Origin of the sequence: Micromonospora sp. NBC_01638 (assembly GCF_045209745.1) — a bacterium.
Taxonomy (GTDB): domain Bacteria; phylum Actinomycetota; class Actinomycetes; order Mycobacteriales; family Micromonosporaceae; genus Micromonospora.
Map to the genome: position 1 here is coordinate 4,562,581 of NZ_CP109273.1, position 22,464 is coordinate 4,585,044.

21 protein-coding genes and 1 pseudogene are annotated in these 22,464 nt (G+C 70.3%); 16 read left to right on the plus strand and 6 right to left on the minus strand.

All coding sequences use genetic code 11. The annotated features are described in order from the left end of the window. Positions 1–37 precede the first annotated feature (37 nt). The gene (locus OG811_RS21555; protein ID WP_406068227.1) at positions 38–1,246 is read left to right on the plus strand and encodes a beta-propeller fold lactonase family protein; all 1,209 of its coding nucleotides are present in this window, start codon (positions 38–40) and stop codon (positions 1,244–1,246) included. Between the two features lie 41 nt (positions 1,247–1,287). On the opposite strand, the gene abc-f is transcribed toward OG811_RS21555, so the two are convergent. Beyond that, positions 1,288–2,925, minus strand: coding sequence for a ribosomal protection-like ABC-F family protein (abc-f, locus tag OG811_RS21560; RefSeq protein WP_406068228.1), 1,638 nt, complete (start codon positions 2,923–2,925; stop codon positions 1,288–1,290). A 269-nt stretch (positions 2,926–3,194) separates the two neighbouring features. Here abc-f and OG811_RS21565 point away from each other — a divergent pair, with 269 nt between their 5' ends. Continuing rightward, positions 3,195–3,587 (plus strand): type II toxin-antitoxin system RelE/ParE family toxin, encoded by a 393-nt coding sequence (locus OG811_RS21565; protein ID WP_406068230.1) that lies wholly within the window; start codon positions 3,195–3,197, stop codon positions 3,585–3,587. Beyond that, a complete protein-coding gene (locus OG811_RS21570) occupies positions 3,587–3,901 on the plus strand; it encodes a helix-turn-helix domain-containing protein (RefSeq protein ID WP_406068232.1) in 315 nt (104 codons plus the stop codon). The genes OG811_RS21565 and OG811_RS21570 overlap by 1 nt, the downstream gene beginning before the upstream one ends. Before the next feature lie 135 nt (positions 3,902–4,036). On the opposite strand, the pseudogene OG811_RS21575 reads toward OG811_RS21570, so the two are convergent. After that, positions 4,037–4,213: pseudogene (locus OG811_RS21575) on the minus strand (response regulator); the annotation flags it as partial. A 364-nt stretch (positions 4,214–4,577) separates the two neighbouring features. Here OG811_RS21575 and OG811_RS21580 point away from each other — a divergent pair. Together OG811_RS21580 and OG811_RS21585 are read left to right on the plus strand one after the other, a co-directional pair. Further along, entirely contained in the window at positions 4,578–5,789 is a 1,212-nt protein-coding gene (locus OG811_RS21580; RefSeq protein WP_406068234.1) for a helix-turn-helix domain-containing protein, read from the plus strand. A 149-nt stretch (positions 5,790–5,938) separates the two neighbouring features. After that, positions 5,939–6,124, plus strand: a complete 186-nt coding sequence (locus tag OG811_RS21585; protein ID WP_406068235.1) for a hypothetical protein — start codon at positions 5,939–5,941, stop codon at positions 6,122–6,124. Positions 6,125–6,194: 70 nt separating this feature from the next. Here OG811_RS21585 and OG811_RS21590 read toward each other — a convergent pair whose 3' ends face one another. Then, positions 6,195–7,067 (minus strand): DUF4231 domain-containing protein, encoded by an 873-nt coding sequence (locus tag OG811_RS21590; protein ID WP_406068237.1) that lies wholly within the window; start codon positions 7,065–7,067, stop codon positions 6,195–6,197. Between the two features lie 384 nt (positions 7,068–7,451). Here OG811_RS21590 and OG811_RS21595 point away from each other — a divergent pair, with 384 nt between their 5' ends. After that, positions 7,452–8,489, plus strand: a complete 1,038-nt coding sequence (locus OG811_RS21595) for an aminotransferase class V-fold PLP-dependent enzyme (RefSeq protein WP_406068238.1) — start codon at positions 7,452–7,454, stop codon at positions 8,487–8,489. 7 nt (positions 8,490–8,496) lie between these two features. Here OG811_RS21595 and OG811_RS21600 read toward each other — a convergent pair whose 3' ends face one another. Next, entirely contained in the window at positions 8,497–9,669 is a 1,173-nt protein-coding gene (locus OG811_RS21600) for an acyl-CoA dehydrogenase family protein (RefSeq protein WP_406068239.1), read from the minus strand. A 98-nt stretch (positions 9,670–9,767) separates the two neighbouring features. Between OG811_RS21600 and OG811_RS21605 the strand changes: the two genes are divergently transcribed. Genes OG811_RS21605 through OG811_RS21615 form a run of 3 tightly spaced genes read left to right on the plus strand, consistent with a single transcriptional unit; the run spans position 9,768 to position 13,105 of the window. Beyond that, positions 9,768–10,433: a TetR/AcrR family transcriptional regulator C-terminal domain-containing protein gene (locus tag OG811_RS21605; protein WP_406068242.1), complete on the plus strand. Its 666-nt coding sequence runs from the start codon at positions 9,768–9,770 to the stop codon at positions 10,431–10,433. A gap of 57 nt (positions 10,434–10,490) precedes the next feature. Continuing rightward, the gene (locus OG811_RS21610; RefSeq protein ID WP_406068243.1) at positions 10,491–11,945 is read left to right on the plus strand and encodes an aldehyde dehydrogenase family protein; all 1,455 of its coding nucleotides are present in this window, start codon (positions 10,491–10,493) and stop codon (positions 11,943–11,945) included. Then, positions 11,942–13,105: an alcohol dehydrogenase catalytic domain-containing protein gene (locus tag OG811_RS21615; protein ID WP_406068245.1), complete on the plus strand. Its 1,164-nt coding sequence runs from the start codon at positions 11,942–11,944 to the stop codon at positions 13,103–13,105. Before OG811_RS21610 ends, OG811_RS21615 begins: the two co-directional genes overlap by 4 nt. A gap of 587 nt (positions 13,106–13,692) precedes the next feature. Here the strand turns inward: OG811_RS21615 and OG811_RS21620 are convergent. Both OG811_RS21620 and OG811_RS21625 read right to left on the minus strand, forming a co-directional pair. Beyond that, complete coding sequence (locus tag OG811_RS21620; protein ID WP_406068246.1) at positions 13,693–13,935, minus strand: hypothetical protein; 243 nt, start codon at positions 13,933–13,935, stop codon at positions 13,693–13,695. Positions 13,936–14,039: 104 nt separating this feature from the next. After that, positions 14,040–14,897, minus strand: a complete 858-nt coding sequence (locus OG811_RS21625) for an SPFH domain-containing protein (protein ID WP_406068247.1) — start codon at positions 14,895–14,897, stop codon at positions 14,040–14,042. A 224-nt stretch (positions 14,898–15,121) separates the two neighbouring features. On the opposite strand from OG811_RS21625, the gene OG811_RS21630 reads away from it, so the two are divergent. From OG811_RS21630 to OG811_RS21660, 7 genes are all read left to right on the plus strand, one after another. Then, entirely contained in the window at positions 15,122–15,883 is a 762-nt protein-coding gene (locus OG811_RS21630; RefSeq protein WP_406068249.1) for an ABC transporter ATP-binding protein, read from the plus strand. Next, a complete protein-coding gene (locus tag OG811_RS21635; protein WP_406068251.1) occupies positions 15,870–16,562 on the plus strand; it encodes an ABC transporter ATP-binding protein in 693 nt (230 codons plus the stop codon). The genes OG811_RS21630 and OG811_RS21635 overlap by 14 nt, the downstream gene beginning before the upstream one ends. 49 nt (positions 16,563–16,611) lie before the next feature. Next, positions 16,612–17,862 carry an ABC transporter substrate-binding protein gene (locus tag OG811_RS21640; RefSeq protein WP_406068252.1) on the plus strand — a complete coding sequence of 417 codons (1,251 nt, stop codon included), beginning with the start codon at positions 16,612–16,614 and terminating at the stop codon, positions 17,860–17,862. Further along, a complete protein-coding gene (locus OG811_RS21645) occupies positions 17,859–18,740 on the plus strand; it encodes a branched-chain amino acid ABC transporter permease (RefSeq protein WP_406068253.1) in 882 nt (293 codons plus the stop codon). The genes OG811_RS21640 and OG811_RS21645 overlap by 4 nt, the downstream gene beginning before the upstream one ends. After that, a complete protein-coding gene (locus OG811_RS21650) occupies positions 18,737–19,750 on the plus strand; it encodes a branched-chain amino acid ABC transporter permease (protein WP_406068255.1) in 1,014 nt (337 codons plus the stop codon). The genes OG811_RS21645 and OG811_RS21650 overlap by 4 nt, the downstream gene beginning before the upstream one ends. 374 nt (positions 19,751–20,124) lie before the next feature. Then, positions 20,125–21,693: an MFS transporter gene (locus tag OG811_RS21655; protein WP_406068257.1), complete on the plus strand. Its 1,569-nt coding sequence runs from the start codon at positions 20,125–20,127 to the stop codon at positions 21,691–21,693. A gap of 11 nt (positions 21,694–21,704) precedes the next feature. After that, positions 21,705–22,313 (plus strand): TetR/AcrR family transcriptional regulator, encoded by a 609-nt coding sequence (locus tag OG811_RS21660; protein ID WP_406068259.1) that lies wholly within the window; start codon positions 21,705–21,707, stop codon positions 22,311–22,313. Positions 22,314–22,464 lie beyond the last annotated feature (151 nt).

Here is a 22,464-nt window from a genome sequence, read left to right on the forward strand (position 1 = left end):
CACCAACATCGGGGAAAATGTCCCTTATTGTCATAAGGTGTCGTGTCGTCGCCTGCGGGCCGTGGTCCCCGCCCTGGCACTAGTGGCCGGCCTCGTGTCCTGCACCGACCGGGGGCCCACCGACAAAGCCGATGCCGGGTCGACCGCGGCTGGGCCGACCTCAGCCGGGGCGACTGCGGCCGGGCCGGCACCGACCGCCTTCGGCCCGCTGGCACCGGGAATGCCGGCCTATCCGGCGGCCGGCAACGTCTACGCTGCCGCCGGCCCCGACCAGCTGACCGAGGCGGTACGCGGCGACCGCTCGATGGTGTACGTGCCAAACACCAAGAGCAACGATGTCTGGTTGATCGACCCCGGGACGTACCAGGTGGTGGGGAAGTTCCCCGGCGGCCCGGAGCCCCAACACGTCGTCCCCTCCTACGACCTGCGGACGCTCTACGTGGCGTCCAGTCAGATCCCCCGGGGTGGCCTGATCCCGATCGACGCCCGGACCGGTGAGCCGGGCGAGTTCCGCAACCTCGAGGACGTCTACAACCTCTACTTCACCCCCGACGGCAAGCAGGCGATCGTGGTCGCCGAGGCGTACCAGCGACTGGACTTCTACGACCTGGCCAGCTGGCAGCGGGTGCGCTCGGTGCGGTTTCCCGAGTGCGGCGGCATCAACCACATGGACTACTCCGCCGACGGCCGGACGATGCTGTTCAGTTGCGAGTTCGCCAACCGGATGCTGGTGCTGGACACTGCCTCCCTGCGCAAGGTGCGCGAGTTTCGCCTCACCCGGACGCCCGGCGGGATGCCGCAGGACACCCGGCTGACTCCGGACGGCCAGCACTTCCTCGTCGCCGACATGCGCGCCAACGGGGTGTACGTCTTCGATGGCCTGGCCACCCGGCAGACCGCGTTCATCCCCACCGGCAGGGGTGCGCACGGCATCTACTTCAGCCGGGACGCCCGGCAGGCGTACGTCACCAACCGCGAGGAGGGCACGGTGACCGTGCTCGACCTGGCGAACCTGAAGCGCACCGCGACCTGGCGGATCCCGAACGGCAGCCCCGACATGGGCGGCCTGTCCGCCGACGGCAAGGTGCTGTGGCTCTCCGGGCGCTTCACCGACGAGGTGTACGCGCTGGACACCTCGACCGGCGAACTGCTGGCCCGGATCCCGGTCGGCAAGGGCCCGCACGGCCTCACCGTTTGGCCTCAGCCCGGTCGCTACTCCCTGGGCCACACCAGCAACATCCGCTAGCGGCCCGGTCGACGTTTGCCTGGCCGGGCCGCGAAGCCGGGTCAGCTCTGGTCGGGTGCCGCGATTTCGCGCAACTGGCCGTCGGCCAGTCGCAGCCAGCGCTGCACACCGATCTCGGCGAGAAACCGCTCGTCGTGGCTGACCACCACAAACGCCCCCTGGTACGCGGTCAGCGCGCTCTCCAGTTGGGCGACGCTGACCAGGTCCAGGTTGTTGGTCGGCTCGTCGAGCAGCAGCAGTTGTGGTGCCGGGTCGGCGCAGAGCACACAGGCGAGGGTGGCGCGCAGCCGCTCCCCGCCGGAGAGCACCCCGACCGGCAGGTTCACCCGCGAGCCCCGGAACAGGAAACGGGCCAGCAGGTTCATCCGCCTGGCGTCCGGCAGGCTCGGCGCGTACGCGGCGAAGTTCTCCGCGACCGTGCGGTCGAGGTCCAGCAGGTCCAGCCGCTGCGACAGGTACGCGATCCGCCCGTCGGCTCGTTTGATCTCGCCGCCGGCCGGTTCGAGGTCACCGTTGACGAGGCGCAGCAGGGTCGACTTGCCGACGCCGTTCGCCCCGGTGAGCGCGATCCGCTCCGGCCCCCGGATCACCAGGTCGGCGCCGTCACCGCCGAACAGCTCCCGGTCGTCGAAGCGGGCCCGCATCCCCGTACCGGTGAAGACCGTCCGTCCACCCGGGACGGTGGTGTCCGGCAGGTCGACGGTGATCTTGTCCTCCTCGCGTACCGCCCGGCCGGCCTCGTCGAGCCGGGCCTGGGCCGAACCGACGCGGTTGGAGTGCGTCTCCTGCGCCCGGCCCGCCGACTCCTGCGCGCTGCGCTTGAGCCCACCCGCCACGATCCGGGCCAGCCCGGCGTTCTTCAGGTTCTTGGAGGCGTTGCTGGCCCGCCGGTCAGCCCGCTCGCGGGCCTGCTGCATTTCCCGCTTCTCCCGCTTGACGTCCTGTTCGGCGTTGCGCAGGTTGCTTTCGGCCACCTCACGCGCCGCCTGCACCGCCTCGGTGTACGCGGTGAAGTTGCCCCCGTACCAACGGATCTCGCCCCGGTCCAGCTCGGCGATGCGGTCCATCCGGTCCAGCAGCTCCCGGTCGTGGCTCACCAGCAGAAGGCACCCGGACCACTCGGTCAGGACGTCGTAGAGCTTGTGCCGGGCTTCCAGGTCCAGGTTGTTGGTCGGCTCGTCGAGCAGCAGCACGTCCGGGCGTCGGAGCAGCTGCGCGGCCAGGCCGAGGGAGACCACCTGGCCACCGCTGAGGGTGTGCAACCGCCGGTCGAGGGACAGCTCACCCAGGCCGAGCCGGTCCAACTCCGCGCGGGTGCGCTCCTCGATGTCCCAGTCGTCGCCGATGGTGGCGAAGTGCTCCTCGCTGGCGTCACCGGCCTCGATGGCGTGCAGCGCCGCGATCCGCTCGGCGACGCCCAGCACCTCGGCCACGGTCAACTCACCGGCCAGCGGCAGCGTCTGCGGAAGGTAGCCGAGCAGGCCGTCGACGGTGACACTGCCGCCGCTGGGCCGCAACTCTCCGGCGATCAGCCGCAGCAGGGTGCTCTTGCCGGCGCCGTTGGGCGCGACCAGGCCGGTGCGACCACCGGGAACGGTGAAGGACAGCTCCGCGAAGACCGGGGTGTCGTCGGGCCAGGAGAAGGACAGGTTCGAGCAGACGATGAACGCATCAGACATGCGAGTGACCTCAAGGGGTGGAGTGGGCGCGACGAAGCCGCCCGACGAGACGGGGGACCGGGTGGAACGACGGCATGGCCACAACGGCTGCGCGGACGCGCGCCGAACGGTGGCCCGAAACATCCGGTATCACCCGGAGATGTCGTCGTCACCCGCCATGTCTGGTCTCCTCGTCATACCGCTAACCCAACTCGGCCGAGTCTAACAACGGATCGGATCAGACCCGCTCGCCTGAGGACGTCATGTATAGCTTGAGCTATAGTTTCCGTATGTCTCATGAGCCGCCACGTCGCTGGGCGATCAGGACGACAACGGATGTCCGTGACTGGTTGCGATCCCTGCGCCAGGCGGACCCCGCGACCTACCGGTCGGTCAACGTAGCGATCGACATGCTTGCCGAAACCGGTCCGGGCCTGGGGCGGCCCCTGGTCGACACGCTCAGAGGTTCGAGCATCAGCAACCTCAAGGAACTCCGACCGAGATCTGGAAGGGACGTCGCCGTTCGGGTGCTGTTCGTCTTCGATCCCTGGTCCCAGGCGGTGCTGTTGGTGGCGGGCAACAAGGCAGGGGATTGGAATCGATGGTACGAGAAAGCGATTCCGGTCGCTGAGATTGCGTACGAGGGCTGGCTTGCCTTTGAAAGGAAACGGAGGGATGGCTGATGAGCGACTTCCATGACTGGGACGACATCCGGGCTGAGCTGCACGACGGAGACGATGAAGCGCTCGACGCAGAACGTGCCCGCACCGAGGCATGGATCAGCGCGTTCCATCTTGCCGAAGAGCGGAAGCGGCTGGGCCTGACCCAGCGGCAGGTGGCCGAGCTGATGGGTGTCACGCCTGGTCGAGTGAGCCAGATCGAGAATGGTGATCTGGAGGCCAACGAGGTCGCGACGCTGAGCCGATATGCACGAGCGCTCGGTGCCCGGATGCGGATCATCTTCGACTACGGCGACGACCTCCGCCAGATCGCCTGACCCTGCCCGTCTGCCTCTGCTCGCCGGGAGCCGTAGGTCGGCGAGCGCCTGCGCGCGGTAGTCGGCGTACCGCTCCAGCTTGTCGCGGAACGCGGCGAACGTGAACGGCTTGAGCCGGTAGTGGGTCACACCGAGGGACACCGCGGTGCGCACCACAGCCAGGTCCCGCGCGGACGTCACGGCGAGCACGTCGACGCTGCTCCCGGCCGCCCGCAGCGCCCGGCAGACGTCCAGGCCGCGCCGGTCGGGCAGCCGAAAATTCAGGAGTACGAGGTCGACGTCGCCGCCGTCGTTGGCGCGCAGCGCCGCCATCGCCGCCCTGCTGGTGGGGACCTGGACCGGGGGAGTTCGACCGGGACCGCGCGGTCGGGGTGCTAAGCGGCGACGACCTGTTCAACGAGGCCACGATGCTCTTAGCGACGGACGTCGGCACGCGCAGCAGTGATCCACTCCGTTTCCCGAAAATCCGGGCATCCGGGCGGCCCGGACACCGCGATATCCCTTGAAACCGAGTCGATCTTCGGGCAGCGGCCGGTACGTCGATGTATTGCTGCGGCCGGTCCCGTGTCAGGAGTGGGGGCGAGCCCGCTTCATCCGGGCCACCCTGGTAGGTAGCGTGGGAGCCGACGGCGGCCATCGGGCCGGTGACGCATCCCGCGCGATGAGGAGGTCCGTGATGGACCCCATGCCGGAGCTGACCTTTGGGCAGCGTCTCAAGGTCTACCGCGAGCGATCAGGTAAGACGCGTGCCGTGCTCGGTGGGCTGGTTGGGCGCAGCGCCGAGTGGGTGAAGGCGGTGGAGACGGACCGCATTCTGCCGCCGCGCGTACACATGCTGGACCGGATCGCCCGTGCGCTCAGGGTGGACGTGTCCTCGCTGGTCGGGGAGCTGAGCGACCGGTCGGCCGCCGTGAACGGGCCGGAGCATCCGGCGCTGGCCTCCGTCCGCGATGCCGTGAACCGGTTTACGCCGTCCGGCGATGCGGCTCCCGAGCCGTTGAGCCGTCTGAGAGATCGACTCTCGGGGGCGTGGCGGGCGCGACACCAGGCGCCGGACCATCGCACGGTGCTGAGCGGGTTGTTGCCGGATCTGCTGCGCGACGCGCAGGCTGCCGCGTTGACGTACGAGGGTGCCGAACGTCGGCAGGCGCAGGCTCTGTTGGCGGAGACGCTGGGGCTGACGCAGATGTTTCTCGCCTACCAGCCGGCCGCAGAGCTGCTGTGGCGCGTCGCGGACCGCGCGATGGTGGCCGCGCAGGAGTCCGGTGACCCCGAGGCGCTGGCCGGTGCCGGGTGGTTCCTGTGCCAGGTGCATCGGGATGCCGGAGACTGGGACACCGCCATGGCGGTGACGCGCGACATCGTCTCGGCCTTGGAGGCGCGAGTTGGCGATGCGAACGCGAACCTTCTCGCCCTCTGGGGTGCGTTGCACTTCGAGGCCGCCTACACCGCTGCCCGCGCCGGTGAGGAGGGCCGCGCTTGGCGGTACTGGGACCGCGCGGATGAGGTCGCGCGGCGTCTGCCGCCGGGGTTCTACCAGCCGCAGACGTCGTTTTCCCAGGTCGTCATGGGTGCTCACGCGGTGACGGTGGCCGTGGAGTTGCAGAAGTCCGGCGAGGCGGTGCGGCAGGCGCGTCGCCACGAGGCGGCGGCCATCCCGTCGCGGCCGCGCCGCGCGCGCCATCTCATCGAGGTCGCTCGTGCTCACTACGGCAAGACCGACAAGGGAGCCGCCGTGGCGACTCTCCGGCGGGCGTACGAGTCGGCGCCGGAGACAATCCGCTTCAACGGCTACGCCCGGCAGATCACCTTGGACCTGCTAAACGGGCCGCGTGCCACCCGGGATGACGCCCGTGACCTGGCGCTGAAGGTCGGCCTCGTCTCCTGATCCAGGGGTACGAACATTACCTGTTCCGCCCGGGATCGTCCGTAGTTTCCTCGTCACGGGATGCGGCGGGCGGTGCGGGACCGCCCGGTCGCCGCGTCCCTCTCATCCGGGGCGGCCAAACCGTCCTCGTTGTCGACGAGGGAGGGCGCATGCGGCGCGTCTCGTACGAGGAATACCTCGTTGCTGCCGCCCTGACACTCGCCCGCCGACACCGGCCGGTCTGGTCGTGGCGTCGGTGGCGATGGGCCTGCCGGTGTGGCGCGGACCTTCCCTGTCAGGTCCGGCACCGCATCCCGATGAGCCGTGGCCACTGGCCGACGGAGGAGGAGCAGTGACCGGCGACGAGAAGTTCCACCAAGCGGTGAGCGGAGGTGGTTAGCGCCTTCAGCAGGTACGACACGTCCTTCAGCGTCGGCGTGCCCGCCACATCGTGTGCTCTCTCGATATCGCCGTCTCCGTGTCACTCACGAACTGCGACAGTTGAGCTTCCGAGCTGACCCGTGTGGCGAGCGAGCCCATGGCGGCAAGCTCCTGACTCGCCAGGGCGTACGCGGTCGCTACCGCACCGTGTTGCCGTGTCTGCGTCCATGCCGCACCGGCCGCGATTGCCGCTGCGGCTACTCCGAGCAGGTCGACATCAGTCAGCCCAGCAGCCCTCGACACGGCCAGGGCCACCGCCAGTAGCTCCAGTACGAGCAGGCTGACCGACCAGCGTGTCGCCCGCGCACGGTTGGACAGTGACCGCTCGGCGTACCAGGCCCTCTGGGCCTCAAGGCGGCCGGTCAGGTACGCGGCTCGGCGGTCCTCAAGGGAGGCGGCGCGCAATGTCCGCATTCCTTCGGTGATTTGTTGCCCAGAAACCGCAGGGGCGGCCAGCCCGGCAGACGACATGTCGGTGGTCAGGCCCAACAGTCGGCCGGTGAATTCCTCGACAGATTCCGAGTCGTCTCGCGACCGGGGAAAGGGATCTGCAGCTGTCGCGAATCGCCACGTCAGCGACTTGATGGATTCGGAGAGGGCTCTCCCGACATACCACCGCTCGTTCGGGCGATTGGTGAGCAGGAAGACCTCGACGATCGAGGTGGCGGCGAAAGCACCCGCCGCAAGCGCCGGACCCAGCGCGAAATCGTCAAGCTTCCAGGTGGCGATTCCCGCGACTGCGCCCAGCAGGAGCAGCGACAGCCGCAGCGCGATCAGGGCCGAGAACACCCGCTGCCCGCGCTGCGACTCGTAGGACACGGCCCGCTGAAACGGCGGAAAGTCCTCGGCGTTCAGCATGTCGTTGACCTCTCGAGAGAACGGCCACCGTGCCGGCGGACGGCTCCCCGGCGCGGGTGAGCCAGTCGGTACGCAGGCTGTAGACAGTAGACGTTGCTGTCCACCAGGACCGCCCTCTCCCACCGACCGGCACCGGGCGGGCGCGGATCCTCGTGAGCGTGATGCCGGTGAGTCATATTGATGCCGCAAAGTCATCAGGCTCGTCCTGAGATGGCCGCCCGGGTTCTTCCCTCGATCTGACCGATCCGGTGCTCCACTGGTCAGCACCGGTGGGAGCCCACCGGGGCCACGGGAGCGCGCTGACCACCCTGCCCATCCGCGACCAGGCCGCCGGTCGCCGATTGGCCGTGCCCGTTCGATGCCGCCCCGCCTAGCGTCGATGACATGGAGATCGAGCAGGCACAGAAGCTGTGGCAGCCGGAGCCCGGTTGGTTGAACACCGCCACCTACGGGTTGCCGCCCGAGCCGGCGTGGACGGCGCTGCAGGAGGCCCTCACCGAATGGCAGGTCGGCCGTACGTCGTGGGAGGTCTGGAGCGAGTCCGTAAACCGGGCCCGCACCGCCTTCGCCGGCCTCGTCGGGGTGCCGGTCGGTGACGTGGCGGTCGGTGCGGCCGTGTCCCAGATGCTGGCTCCGGTCGCGGCGGCGCTGCCGGCCGGGGCCACCGTGGTTGTTCCCGAGGTCGAGTTCACCTCGAACCTGTTTCCCTGGCTGGTCCAGGAGGAGCGCGGGGTCACAGTCCGTACGGTGCCGCTGGAGTCGCTGGTCGACGCGATCGACGCCGACACCGATCTGGTCGCGTTCAGCCTGGTCCAGTCGGCGGACGGCTCCGTCGCGGCGTACGACGAGATCGTGACCGCGGCCCGCGCGCACGACGCGTTGGTGGTGGTGGACGCCACCCAGGCGTGCGGCTGGCTGCCGTTCGACGGGAGCCGGGCCGACGTGGTGACGGTGGGTGGCTACAAGTGGCTGATGAACCCGCGCGGCACCGCGTACACCTATCTGGCCCCGGCGTTGCGTGACCGGCTGCGCCCCGACGCCGCCGGCTGGTACGCGGGCCGTGACCCGCACGCCTCCTACTACGGCCCGCCGCTGCGGCTGGCCGACGACGCCCGCCGGTTCGACATCTCACCGGCCTGGTTCAGCTGGGTCGGTGCGGCGCCCGCCCTGGAGTTGGTCGCCGAGATCGGCGTGCCGGCGATCCGGGCGCACGACGTGGCGCTGGCCAACCGGTTCCTGACCGGGTTGGGTCGGCCGCCGGGGGACAGCGCCATCGTCAGCGTGGACGTGCCCGACGCGCAGCAGCGGCTGGCGGCGGCCGGCATCCGGGCGGCCGTGCGCGCCGGACGGGTCCGCGCCTCCTTCCACATCTACTCCACCGAGGCCGATGTGGACGCCGCCCTGGAGGCGCTGACCGCCTGAGCCCGGCTCAGGCGAGGTGACCGCCGATCTTCGTGTATCCACGCAGCAGATCGCGGGAGATGATCAGCCGCTGCATCTCGTCGGTGCCCTCGAAGATCCGGTAGAGCCGGACCTGCCGATACCAGCGTTCGATGGGCAGCTCACGGGTGTAGCCCATGCCGCCGTGGATCTGGAGCACCCGGTCGACCACCCGGTTGACCATGCCGGCGCCGTAGAGCTTGCCCATTGACGAGGCGTGCCGGGGGTCCAGGCCCTGATCGACCGTCCAGGCCGAGCGCAGCACCAGCCAGCGGGCCGCCTCCAGCTCCGTCTCCGAGTCGGCGATCATCCACTGGATGGCCTGGTTGGTGCCGATCTTCGCGCCGAAGGTCTCCCGGGTGTTGGCATACTCGATGGCCATCTGCAGCACCCGCTCGGCGATGCCGATGGCGTGCGACGGGATGGTGTAGCGACCCTTGCCGATCCACTCCATGCCCAGCGTGAAGCCCTGCCCGATCTCGCCGAGGATGTTGCGGTGCGGCACGCGTACGCCGTCGAAGATGAGCGACGCGGGCCCGCCCTCGCCCATGGTCTGGATGAACTCCGAGCGCCAGCCCATCGCCCGGTCCACCAGGAACGCGGTGGCCCCGCCGTTGCGGGCGCCCTTCTCCCGGTCGGTCACCGCGACCACGATGGCGAAGTCGGCGTCGTGGCCGCCGGTGATGAAGGTCTTCTCGCCGTCGAGGACCCAGTCGTCGCCGTCTCGGCGGGCCGAGAGCCGGATGTTCGCGGCGTCCGAGCCGGCGCCCGGCTCGGTGATCGCGAAACAGGAGCGCCGCTCGCCCTCAATGGTCGGGATGAGGAACTCCCGCTTCTGCTCCTCGGTGGCGTGGAACAGGATGTTGTCCGCCTCGCCGCCGAAGCGGAACGGCACGAACGTGCGGCCCAGCTCGGTCCAGACCAGCGACTGGAGCACCGCCGGCAGGTTCATCCCGCCGTACTCTTCGGGGGTGGCCAGGCCCCAGAAGCCGAACTTGCGCGCCTTGAGCTGCAGTTCGCGTACCTCGGAGTGGTCGAGGCCCGGCTGGTGCGCCCGTTCCCGGCGGAGCACCTCCGCCTCCAGGGGCATCACCTCGCGGCTGATGAACGATCGGACGGTGTCCCGCACCGCCCGCTCTTCGTCGGTCAGTGAAAAGTCCACGGTGGTCCTCCTGGCGTCGACGCTGCCGGTCACCTTTAAACTAGCGGTGCAAGTTTTGCCGCGTCCAGACCTGACGGCCGAGACCCGCGAGGAGCGCAGTGCCCCGACCACGCCAGCCCCGGCTCACCCGGCAGCTGATCGTCGAGACAGCCACCGCGCTCATCGACGCCGAGGGCCTGCCCGCCTTCTCCACCCGCCGGCTCGCCGCCGAGCTGGGCGTACGCGGGCCGTCGCTCTACAACCACTTCGCCACAAAGGACGAGATCCTCGACGCGGTCGCCGACACCGTCACCGCCGCCGTCGACACCAGCGGCTTCGCCAGCCGGGACTGGGCCACCGCCCTGCGTGACTGGGCCTGGTCCTACCGGCGGGCGCTCACCGCCCACCCGAACATCGTGCCGTACCTGGCCCAGGGGCCGGGCCGTCGGGCGGCTGCGCTGGCCATGGCCGACGCGGTCTACGGCGGGTTGGTACGCGCCGGCTGGCCGCCCGCCCGCGCCACCCACATCGGCGCGGCGCTGCGCTACTTCGTGGCCGGGTCGGCGCTCGGCTCGTTCGCCCGCGGTTTCGTCGAGGACCCGGAGCTGTACGCCGCGCACTACCCGCACCTGCGTCAGGCGCACCGGCTCGCCGAGCACCAGCAGAGCGTGGACGAGGGCGCCTTCGCCCTCGGCCTGGACGCGCTGCTGCACGGCCTCGCCGCCGAGTACGCCCGCACCGTCGGCCCCCTCGACCCGGTGGAGTCCGCCCGGCCCAGCGGGTAGCGTCGAAACTCCCAGCGCTAGTTTCAGCGCCCATCGCCCACCCCCCGAAGGGACGACATGGACCTCGCCGCCCCGCCAGCGCAGCTCCCCGACGCCCTGCGCCTCCGGCGCCACCTGCACCTCGCCGGCGAATGGGCGTCTCCCGCCGACGCCGATCTGATCGACGTGGAGAATCCGAGCACCGGAAAGCTGATCGGGCAGGTGCCGGCCGGTACCCCGGCCGATGTGGACCGCGCCGTGGCCGCGGCCCGTGTGGCCTTCCCCGGTTGGTCGACCACCGCCCCCGCCGAGCGCTCCGCCCACCTCGACCGGCTGCACACCGCGCTCGCCGCGCGTGCCGACGACCTCGCCCACACCATCGCGGTCGAGCTGGGCGCGCCGCTCAAGCTCGCCACCCGGGTGCAGGTCGCGCTGCCGCTGACCGTGCTGCGCGACCACGTCGCGCTCGCCGGCCGGCCCCCGGTCGAGGAGACCATCGGCAACTCGCTGGTCGTCCGCGAGCCGATCGGCGTGGTCGGCGCGATCACCCCGTGGAACTACCCGCTGCACCAGGTGATGGCGAAGCTGGCGCCCGCTCTGGCCGCCGGCTGCACGGTGGTGCTCAAGCCCAGCGAGCTGACTCCGCTGACCGCGTACCTGCTCTTCGACGCGGTCGCCGAGGCCGGGCTGCCGCCGGGCGTGCTCAACCTGGTCCCCGGCACCGGGCCGGTGGTCGGCGAGGCGCTCGCCGGGCACCCCGACGTCGACGTGGTCTCGTTCACCGGATCCACCGTGACCGGCGCGCGGATCATGCGGCTCGCCGCCGACCGGATCGCCCGGGTCGCGCTGGAGCTGGGCGGCAAGTCCGCCAACGTGATCCTCCCCGACGCCGACCTGGCCACCGCGGTCAAGGTGGGCGTCGGCAACGCCCTGCTCAACTCCGGCCAGACCTGCACCGCGTGGACCCGGATGCTGGTGCACCGCGACCGGTACGACGAAGCGCTCGACCTGATCGCCACGGCGGTGGCCGGCTACCGGCTCGGCGACCCGTTCGACCCGGCCACCCGGCTCGGCCCACTGGTCTCCGCCGCCCAGGCCGAGCGGGTGCGCGGTCACATCGACCGGGCACTGGCCGACGGTGCCCGACTGGTCGCCGGTGGCCCGGACGCCCCGGTGCCGACACAGGGGCATTTCGTCGCCCCGACCGTCTTCGCCGACGTGCACCCGGACAGCGCGCTCGCCCAGGAGGAGGTCTTCGGCCCGGTGCTCGCCGTCATCCCGTTCGCCGACACTGACGAGGCGGTCGACATCGCCAACAACTCATCGTACGGGCTGGCCGGCGCGGTCTGGTCCGCCGACACCGACGCCGCGCTCGCGGTGGCCCGGCGGCTGCGCACCGGCGCGGTCGACATCAACGGCGCCCCGTTCAACCCGCTCGCCCCGTTCGGCGGCTACAAGCAGTCGGGCCTGGGCCGGGAGTTGGGCGTGCACGGGCTCGCCGAGTTCTGCGAGCTGAAGGCGATCCAGCGATGACCGGCCCCGAGCTGTCCCCGACCGCGCCGGCCCTGGCGGGCCAGACCGAGCCGGGCTCGCCAGCCTCGGCGGGAGCGCCGGTCACCGTGCGAGCGCTTGTCGCGCGCGGGTCCGGCGCCGAGTTGCGGGTCGAGCAGGTCCGCCTGCCCCCGCCCGGCCCCGGCGAGCTGCGGGTGACGATCCGCGCGGCCGGCATCTGCCACTCCGACCTGTCCATGGTGAACGGCACCCTCGCCGCGAGGTTCCCGCTGGTGCTCGGGCACGAGGCGACCGGGGTGGTGGCCGAGGCCGGGCCGGGCAGCCGGCTGGCGGTCGGCACCCCGGTGGTGCTCAACTGGGCGCCGGCCTGCCGGGCCTGCTGGTGGTGTCAGCACGACGAGCCGTGGCTCTGCGCCAACACCACGGCCCCGACCGTGCCGCGCGGCGAGACCGACGACGGCGTCCCGCTGCACCTCACCCTGGGCCTCGGCGCGCTCGCCGAGGCGGTGGTGGTGCCCGAGAACGCCGTCATCCCGATCCCCGCCGGGCTGCCCCCGGAGCGGGCCGCGTTGCTCGGCTGCGCGGTGCTCACCGGTGTCGGCGCGGTCCACAACACCGCTCGGGTGGCTGCCGGCGAGTCGGTCGCGGTGATCGGGCTCGGTGGGGTCGGCCTCGCCGTGCTCACCGCTGCCCGCCGGGCCGGCGCCACGACGATCCTCGCTATCGACGTCGCCGAGGCCAAGCGGGACCTGGCGTTCGCCGCCGGGGCGACCGACTTCCTGCTCTCCGACGACCGGCTCTCCAAGGAGGTGCGAACGCGTACCGAGGGTCGGGGCGTCGATCATGCCTTCGAGTGCGTCGGCCGTGCCGCCACCATCCGCGCTGCCTGGCGGCTCACCCGGCGCGGGGGAGCGGTGACCGTTGTCGGTATGGGTGCCAAGGACGACATGGTCAGCCTCGGCGCGCTGGACATCTTCCACTCCGCCCGTACGCTGCGCTCCTCGGTGTACGGCTCGTCCGACCCGGACCGCGAGGTGCCGGTGCTGGCCGCCGAGCTGGCCGACGGCGCACTCGATCTGCGCCTGCTGGTCAGCGGCACGATTCCGCTGGACGAGGCGCCCGCGGCGTTCGACCGGCTGGCCCGGGGTGAGGGCGCCCGCTGGGTGGTCACCCTGGACTGAACCGAGGCTGGTCAGGTGCCCAGTTCCCGGCCACGCGGTACGCCTTCAACCGGTTGCGCGCCCACCTCAGTTCCGTGCACCCGCCAGGCCGGCAGCGCCGGCATGATCCGTGCACGCGGTGCTGCGTGATGGTCTGCCGGGCCAGCATCGGCACCCACACCGACCGGGGTAGCTCCCGCTCGATCACCTGCGGTGCGCCTTGAGCGTGTCCCGCGCCCAGGTCAGCATCTCGCACCGGCCGTCCTGGCACTGCGCGCAGCGGCCCGTGACCCGGTGCTCGCTCGGTGACTCCTGGTGCTGCCTGATTACTCGTTGCGCAGTCCAGATGACCAGTGCTGGCGTCACGGGCCCGTCGTCCATGGCCACGGTTCCACCTCCAGGGGATGGGCAGGTCCGGCCACCGATCCCTGATCAAGTGGCCGGACCGCTAACCGAAAGGCCCTGGTCGGTTGCAGTTCGTGTGGGCCCTACGGGGGACCTTGCCCTGTCGTACCCGACAGTGTCAAGTCTGACAGCTATCACATATGACACTGACGGGTGCGCATAGCGTCCGGCCCATGGTCCGCAGGCTGTACGGAAGCGCCGAGCTACAGGAACGCCTCCAGGTGTCCCGCGCCCGCGTCGTGCAGATCACCAGCCGACCAGACTTCCCAGAGCCGTTCGATCGGTTGGCCGGGGGAGCGGTGTGGTTGGTGGAAGACGTGGAAGCGTGGATCACCGAGCACCGGCCCCACCAGGCGCGAGACGCGGACCCGGACGCACGCTGAAACAGCAGCGCCGAACAGGTGGGCAATGTCGCCCCCGGTGGTGATCCCCGCGATCAGCGCCATCGCGGTGATGTTGCGCAAGCGGTCTACCCGGAGCCGGCGTCGGCGCGAGCGAGGCCGGCGCGAAAGGCAGCCGGCCCACCCGCTGCGGGTGGGCCGGCTCCTTCTCACTTGCCGGTAACGATGCCCGGGTTGATGCAGAGCCCCGGGTTGGCACCGTTCTTCTCCGCGATCTCCAGACAGCGGGTCACCTTGTCGACCTTCGCGTTCGTCTCGGTGATCTGCTTGGAGATCTCGGCGTTCTTGCGGTCCTGCTCCAGGTTGCGGGTCTGCGCCAGCTTGTCCTGGAACGCCTTGATGTTGCCCTCGGTCTTGTCGTCGTGGTTCACCCGGGTGATGGTCACCGAGAGGATGTCCACGTCGGTGGCGAGCCGGGTCTCCCCGCTGGTCTTGATGTTCGCGGCGAACGGCTTCAGGTCGACGTTCAGGTCGCCGGTCTGGGCGTCGATCTTCTCCAGCGGGTTGTACGCGGCGAAGGCGTCGTTGACCGCGCTGTCGAGCTGCACACCCACCCGCTGGCCCCGGAAGCTGACGAAGTCCCCCTTGTAGTCCATGAACTGCTTCGGCGCGTTCTCCGGCTTGACCTGCCACTCGATGAGCACCTCGACGCAGGCGTCGGCGAGCGTGCCGGTGCGGACCCGTACGCAGTTGTTGCCGCCGATGTGGTCGTACTTCTGCCGACCCGCGTCCCACTCGCCGACCTTCTGCCAGGGCGCCACCCACTTCAGGCCGGAGCCGGTCACCTCGCCGGTGGGCTTACCGAAGCTGGTGACGATGCCGACCGAGCGGATGGGCACCGAGTGGGCGCTGGAGGCGACACCGACCAGCAGCGTGAGGGCGAGGAAGCCGAGCGCGGCGAGGGAGGCCGTCCGCTTCAGCGAGCCCTTGGGGGCGACGAGAGCCAGGACGGCGCAGACCGCCAGGACGACGGCGAAGACGATCGCCATGGTAAAGCCGACAGGCATGGGGTGGGGGCCTTTCGTGGGGCTGTGTGGATCATCAACCTAGGGGGTCCGGTCAAGCCGACAGCAGGGGGGAGTGGTGTCTGCGCACGTCCGCTGCCAGCCGAATATGGATGTCATCGACATGGTTCGACGTGCGCGGCCCGCCGTAGGTTTCGTCCACGCGACGGACCTGTGACCACAGTCACCGAAACGACCGTCGCCGCGACCGTGCGGAGGATGAGGCGATGGCCGGGCAAGCGCTCCTGTCGGCCCGTGGGCTGACCCGCGACTTCCGGGGCTTCCGGGCGGTCGACGACGTCGACCTCGACGTCGCGCCGGACTGTGTGCACGCGCTGGTCGGCCCGAACGGCGCGGGCAAGACCACCCTGTTCAACCTGCTCACCGGCTTCCTCCGCCCCAGCGGCGGGCGGATCGAGCTGGCCGGGCGGGACGTCACCGGGCTGCCCCCGGAGCAGGTGGCACGGCTCGGCGTGGCCCGCTCGTTCCAGATCACCAGCCTCTTTCCGCAGCTGACCGCCCGGGAGCACGTCGCGTTGGCCCTGCAGTCGTCGGGTGGGCTGGGCTGGCGGTTCTGGCGCTCGGCGAAGCTGATGGGCCGCTACACCGAGCGGGCCGACGAGTTGCTGGCCATGGTCGGGCTGTCCGAGCTGGCGGACGCCCCCTCCGACGCGTTGGCGTACGGCCGCAAGCGTGCCCTGGAGTTGGCCATCGCCCTGGCACTGGACCCGAAGGTGCTGCTGCTCGACGAGCCGACCGCCGGGATGGGCCTCGAAGATGTCGACCGCACCGTCGAGCTGATCAGCCGGGTCCGCGAGGGCCGGACCGTGGTGATGGTCGAGCACAACATGAGCGTGGTCGGCCGACTCGCCGACACCGTCACCGTGTTGCAGGCCGGCAAGGTCCTCGTCGAAGGCCCGTACGAGCAGGTCCGCGCGGACGAACGCGTGATCACCGCCTACCTGGGAGCCGCTGATGCTGCGCATTGAGAACCTCTCCGCCGCCTACGGCGAGGCGCAGGTGCTGCGGGACGTCAGCCTCCGGGTCGACGCCGGCGAGGTGGTCACCCTGGTCGGGCGCAACGGCGCCGGCAAGTCCACCCTGCTGCGCTGCGTGATGGGGCTGCACCCCGGCCAGCGCGGCACGGTCGAGCTGGACGGGCGTGACATCGGGCGGCTGCCCGCGCACAAGCGGGCCCGCCTCGGGCTGGGCTGGGTGCCCGACGACCGGGGCAGCTACGCCACGCTGACCGTCACCGAGAACCTCACCCTGCCGCCCACGGTCGGCCCCGACCCGTGGTCGCTGGAGCGGGTGTACGACGCGTTCCCCGCCCTCTACACCCGGCGCGACTCGGCGGCCACCATGCTCTCCGGCGGCGAGCAGCAGATGCTCGCGCTGGCCCGGGTGCTGCGGATGGGCGCCCGGCTGCTGCTCTGCGACGAGCCCACCGAGGGGCTCTCTCCACTGTTGGTGCAGCAGGTCGGTGACCTGCTGCGGGAAGCCAAGCGGCACGGGGTGACCGTGCTGCTGGTCGAGCAGAACCTGCACTTCGCCACCGGCGTCGCCGACCGGCATTACCTGCTGGCCGAGGGACGCGTCGCCGAGGCGATGGACAACTCCGAGGTGCGCTCGCGGGAACGCGAACTGCTCGCGTACCTCGGGATCTGAATTTTCAACGACGACCCGCGCGACGATGCACGGGATGGATGGAGTGGGTATGCGCAGGACGGTGGGTGTGGCGGCGGCGTCGGCCGCGGTGGTGCTGGTCGCCGGTTGCGGCGGCGGTGGTCCCCAGTCGGGCGGCGACCAGAAGCTGACCGGCGACAAGATCGTGCTGGGCGTGCTCAACGACCAGTCCGGGGCGTACTCGGAGTTGTCCGGGAAGAACTCGGTGGCGGCGGTGGAGATGGCCATCGCCGACTTCACCGCGAAGTACGGCGACAAGGCGGTGACCAGGGACATCACCGTGGAGACCGCCGACCACCAGAACAAGCCGGACGTGGCCAACTCGAAGGCCCAGGAGATGTACGACCGCAAGGGCGTCGACCTGATCCTGGACGTGCCCACCTCGTCGGCGGCGCTGAAGGTTGCCGACGTGGCGAAGGAGAAGAAGAAGCTCTATTTCAACATCGGTGCGGCGACCACCGATCTGACCGGCAAGAGCTGCAACAAGTACACCTTCCACTACGCCTACGACACGTACATGTTGGCCAACGGCACCGGAAAGACCACCACCGAGCAGATCGGCAAGAACTGGTACATCCTGTACCCGAACTACGCCTTCGGTCAGGACATGGAGAAGAGCTTCTCCACCGCGATCACGGCGGCCGGCGGCACGGTGGTGGGCAAGGACGGCGCGCCGTTCCCGAACACCAGCGGCGACTTCTCCACCTTCCTGCTCAAGGCGCCGAACCTGAACCCGAAGCCGGACGTGCTGGGCACCATGCAGGCCGGCGCGGAGCTGGTCAACGTGGTGAAGCAGTACAACGAGTTCAAGCTGCGCGACAAGGGCGTCGGCCTCGCGGTGGGGCTGATGTTCCTCACCGACATCCACTCGCTCACCCCGGCCGCGCTGGCCGGCACCACGTACACCGACGCCTGGTACTGGAACTTCGACGCGAAGAACCGGGAGTTCGCCGACCGCTTCCAGCAGAAGGCCGGCACCCGGCCCACCTTCGCGCACGCGGCCAACTACTCCGCCGCACTGCAGTACCTGGAGGCCGTGCAGGCCGCCGGCACCGACGACGCGGACGCCGTCGTCAAGGGCCTGGAGGGCAAGACGGTCGAGGACGTCTTCCTGCGCAACGGCAAGATCCGCGCCGAGGACCACCGGGTGGTGCACGACGCGTACCTGGCCCAGGTGAAGCCGCAGTCCGAGGTCACCGAGCCGTGGGACTACGTCAACGTGCTCAAGACGATCCCGGCCGCGGAGGCGTTCCGCGCGCCTTCCGCGGACTGCAAGCTATGAGCGGATTCGCGCAGAACACGTTCAACGGGTTGGTGAGCGGGGCGTTCTACGCCCTGCTCGCCCTCGGGCTCGCGGTCATCTTCGGCATGCTGCGGGTGGTCAACTTCGCCCACGGCGCGTTCTACATGCTCGGCGCGTTCGGCGCGTACGTGCTGCTCACCGAGGCGGGCGTGCCGTTCTGGGCAGCGCTGGTGATCATACCGGTGGGGCTCGGCCTGCTCGGGATGGCGCTGGAGCGGGCGGTGATCCACCGGCTGACCAAGCTCGATCCGCTCTACAACTTCCTGCTCACCTTCGGCCTGACGCTGATCCTGCAGGACCTGGTGAAGTTGCGCTACGGCGTGCAGTCCAGCCCGTACGCCACCCCGTCGCTCCTGAGCGGGACGGTGAACTTCGGGCTCTTCGACTTCCCGACGTACCGGGTGTTCATCCTCGGCTTCGCGGTGCTGCTCTGCGTCGCGGTGTGGTGGGTGCTCACCCGCACCCGGATCGGCATGGTGGTCCGTGCGGCCACCGAGCGGCCCGACCTGACCCGGGCATTCGGTATCGACGTCGGACGCTGGGTGACGCCGGTCTTCGGCTTCGGCATCGGGTTGGCCGGTCTGGCGGGCGTGCTGGCCGCGCCGATGCGCGCGGTCAACCCGCTGATGGGGGCCGACCTGATCATCGTGGTGTTCGCGGTGGTCGTGATCGGTGGGCTGGGCTCCATCTTCGGTTCGGTCGCCGCCGGCTTCGGCATCGGCCTGGTCCAGGCGTGGGGTGAGGCGTACCTGTCCAACTTTCCGATCGTGTCGCAGACGATCGTCTTCATCGTGATGGCCGTCGTGCTGCTCTGGCGCCCGGCCGGTCTGTTCGGTCGTGAGGAGGCTCCCGCATGACCAGCACCGTGGACACTCCCGCCGACGCGTCCCGCTCGACGCCACCGTCCGGGTTGATCGCCGTGGCTCAGGCACCCGGCTGGGTGCGGTACGCGCTGCTCGCCGTCGGGCTGGCCGTCGCGGCATGGCTGCCCAACAGCCTCTACCCGGCGGTCGCGGTGGACATCCTCTGCTGGGCGCTGTTCGCCGTGGCGGTGGACCTGCTGCTCGGCTTCACCGGGCTGATGTCCTTCGGGCACGCCGCGTTCTGGGGCACCTCGGCGTACGTCACCGGGTTGGTCGCCATCCACGCGGGCCTGCCGTTCCCGCTGGCCGTGCTGGCCGGGGCGCTCGCCGCTGCCGTGCTGGCGGTGCCGATCGGCTACCTGGCGGTCAAACGGACCGGCATCTACTTCGCCATGGTGACCCTGGCCTTCGCGCAGATGGTCTACTACGTGGCCAACGAGTGGCGCTCGGTGACCCAGGGCGAGAACGGCCTCCAGGGCGTACCTCGCGAGCTGTTCGGTTGGGACCTCACCGACGACTACTTCTTCTACTATGCGATTCTGCCGATCGTGCTGCTCGGACTGGCCGCCGCCTGGCGGATCGTGCACTCACCGTTCGGTCGGGTGCTGGTCGGCATCCGGGACAACCCGGCCCGGGCTCGGGCGCTGGGCTACCCGGTGCACCGCTACAAGCTCACCGCGTTCGTGCTCTCCGGGTTCATCGCCGGCCTCGGCGGTGGACTGTTCGCGGTCGGCCACCGGTTCGTCTCGCTGGACGTGCTGCACTGGACCACCTCCGGCAAGGCGGTCATCGTGGTGGTGCTCGGCGGGATCGGCACCCTCTGGGGCGGCGTGCTCGGCGCCGGCATCGTGGTCCGGCTGGAGGACTGGCTGTCGTTCTCCGGGTTCGAGGCGATCGGCCTGGTGACCGGCGGCATCTTCGTCCTCGTCGTGGTGCTGTTCCGGCGCGGCATCTGGGGCAGCGTCGCCGCACTGGCCCACCGGCTGGCGGCCCGCCGCCGGTAATCCCGCGACGGCGCATCCGCCGTTTCAGCGAACCCCCGGGTAGGAACGTCTACCCGGGGGTACGTCTGGTGCTGACTGATCCGACGCCGGCGGAGGCCGCGGTGTACCGCGCCCGTCCGCACACCGTCGTGCTCTGGTCGCCGACGCCGCGCAACAGTCGCGGTCCCAGATAGTCGTGTGGGTTGAAGCGTCGTGTGGGTTGAAGCAGAGCAAAGGCTGCGGAGGTTGGCCCTCGATGGCCGCCACGAAACGTGATGTGGGCCACTTACGATACGGATCCGTACCGTATCGTTAATGGCGGCCTTAAGCTCTCCGCAGTTACGAGTCTGGCTCGTATCGTATTGCGTGACGGGTGCAACCGGGGGAGAACGGGCATGGAGCTGCACGACAACACTGGACACCCGAGGAGGTGGGCGATCCTGGGGGTGCTGGTGATCAGCCTCCTCGTGGTCGTCCTCGACAACACGATTCTCAACGTCGCCCTGCGCACCCTGGCCGACCCGGTGCACGGCCTCGGTGCCAGCCAGGGCGAGCTGGAGTGGTCCATCAACTCCTACACGCTGGTCTTCGCCGGGCTGCTGTTCACCTTCGGGGTGCTCGGCGACCGCTCCGGCCGCAAGCGTTTCCTGATGATCGGTCTGGTGCTGTTCGGCCTGGCGTCGCTGCTCTCCGCGTACGCCCAGAGCCCGGCCCAGCTGATCGCGGCCCGTGCCCTGATGGGCGTCGGCGGCGCGGCCATCATGCCGGTGACGCTGTCGATCATCTCGAACGTCTTCGACCCGCGCGAGCGCGGCCGGGCCATCGGTGTCTGGGCCGGCGCGGTCGGCCTCGCTGTCGCGATCGGCCCGATCCTCGGCGGCGCCCTGCTGGAGCACTTCTGGTGGGGCTCGGTCTTCCTGATCAACGTGCCGGTGGTCGCCGCCGGCGTGGTCCTGGTCGCACTGCTGGTCCCCGAGTCGCGTGACCCGCGGCCGGGTCGGGTCGACGTGCTCGGCGTCCTGCTCTCCGTGGTCGGCCTGGTCGCCCTGTCCTACGGCATCATCGACGGCGGCGAGCACGGCTTCGGCCGCCCGCTGGCCTGGGGGTCGATCCTGGTCGGCGTCGCGGTGCTGGCCTGGTTCGTGCAGCATGAGCGGCGCACCGACCACCCGTCGCTGGACGTCCGGCTCTTCAAGGTGCCCCGGTTCGCCGCGCCGGTGGCCATCGTCGGCCTGGTGTTCTTCGCCGCGATGGGCGTGATGTTCTTCAGCTCGTTCTACCTGCAACTGGTGCGTGGCTACAGCCCGCTGCAGACCGGTCTGCTCTTCCTGCCCTTCGCCGCCGCCCAACTGGTCTTTGCGCCGCGCAGCGCAGCGATGGTCCGCCGCTACGGCGGTCGGGCAGTCGCCACCGTCGGGCTGGCGCTGACCGTGGTGGCGCTCGCCGCCTTCGCCTTCGTCGGTGCGTCCACCCCGATCTGGATCGTGCTGGTGGTCTTCTTCATCCAGGGCGTCGGGATGGCCAACATCATGCCGCCGGCCACTGAGTCGATCATGTCGGCGCTGCCCCGGGAGAAGGCCGGCGTCGGCTCCGCGGTGAGCAACACCGTCCGCCAGGTGGCCGGCGCGCTCGGCGTGGCCATCCTCGGCTCGGTGCTCTCCGCGGTCTACCGCAGCGACATGGGCGACGCGTTGACCGGCCTGCCCGCGCAGGCCCGCGACGCGGCCAACGAGTCGATCTCCGGGGCGTACGCCGCAGCCGGGCAGCTCGGCCCGGCGGCGCCGGCGCTGATCTCGGCGGCCAACGACGCCTTCGTCACCGCCATGCACTGGGCGGCGGGCCTCTCGGCGGTGATCGCGGCGCTCGGCATGCTGGTGGTGCTGCGCTGGATGCCCGGTCGGGACGCCGTTACCGAGGCCCCGGCGGCACCCGTCGCCGAGCCCGAGTTGGCCGGCACGGCCTAGGTTCGGGGACAATGTCGGACATGATGTCCACTGCCGATGCTCCGCGGTCGCCCGGGCGACCGCGGAGCATCCGCGCCGACGAAGCGATCATCGAGGCCACCCTGGACCTGCTCGCCGAGGGCAGCACCATCGAGGCGCTCTCGATCGAGGCGATCGCCACCCGCGCCGGGGTCGGCAAGGCCACCATCTACCGCCGCTGGGCCAACAAGGACGCGCTGCTGCTGGATGCCCTGCGCCGACTCAAGGGCATCATGGCGCAGCCTGCGGGCCATTCCGTCCGCGACGACCTGGTGCTGCTGGTCGGTGCGATCGGTAAGAACGTCGACCCGCGAGCGGCGAAGATCATGCCTTGCCTGGTGCCCGCCGTGAACCGCAGCCCGGACCAGTTCCAGCTCTACCAGAACATCATCTCGCCCCGGCGGCAGCTGATGCGCGAGGTGCTGCGGCGCGGCATCGACGAGGGGGTGCTCCGAGCCGACATCGACGTGGAGGTGACGATGGCTCTCCTCACCGGGCCGATGCTGATTCAGCAGGTGCTGCGATGGAATCCGGACCTGGACGAGCACACCCTGCCCGAGCAGGTCGTCGACGCCGTGCTGCAGGGCATCCAGACCCGCTGACCCACCCCACCCCGCCCCGCCCGCGCCGCGCCGCGCCGCGGCGCGCCGCGCCGCGCCGCCCGCGCGCCGCCCGCGCGCCCCCCGCCCCGCCGATCTAGGGAATATCGCTGCTGTTGGAGATCAACCAGCGATGATCTGCCCTAGATCGACG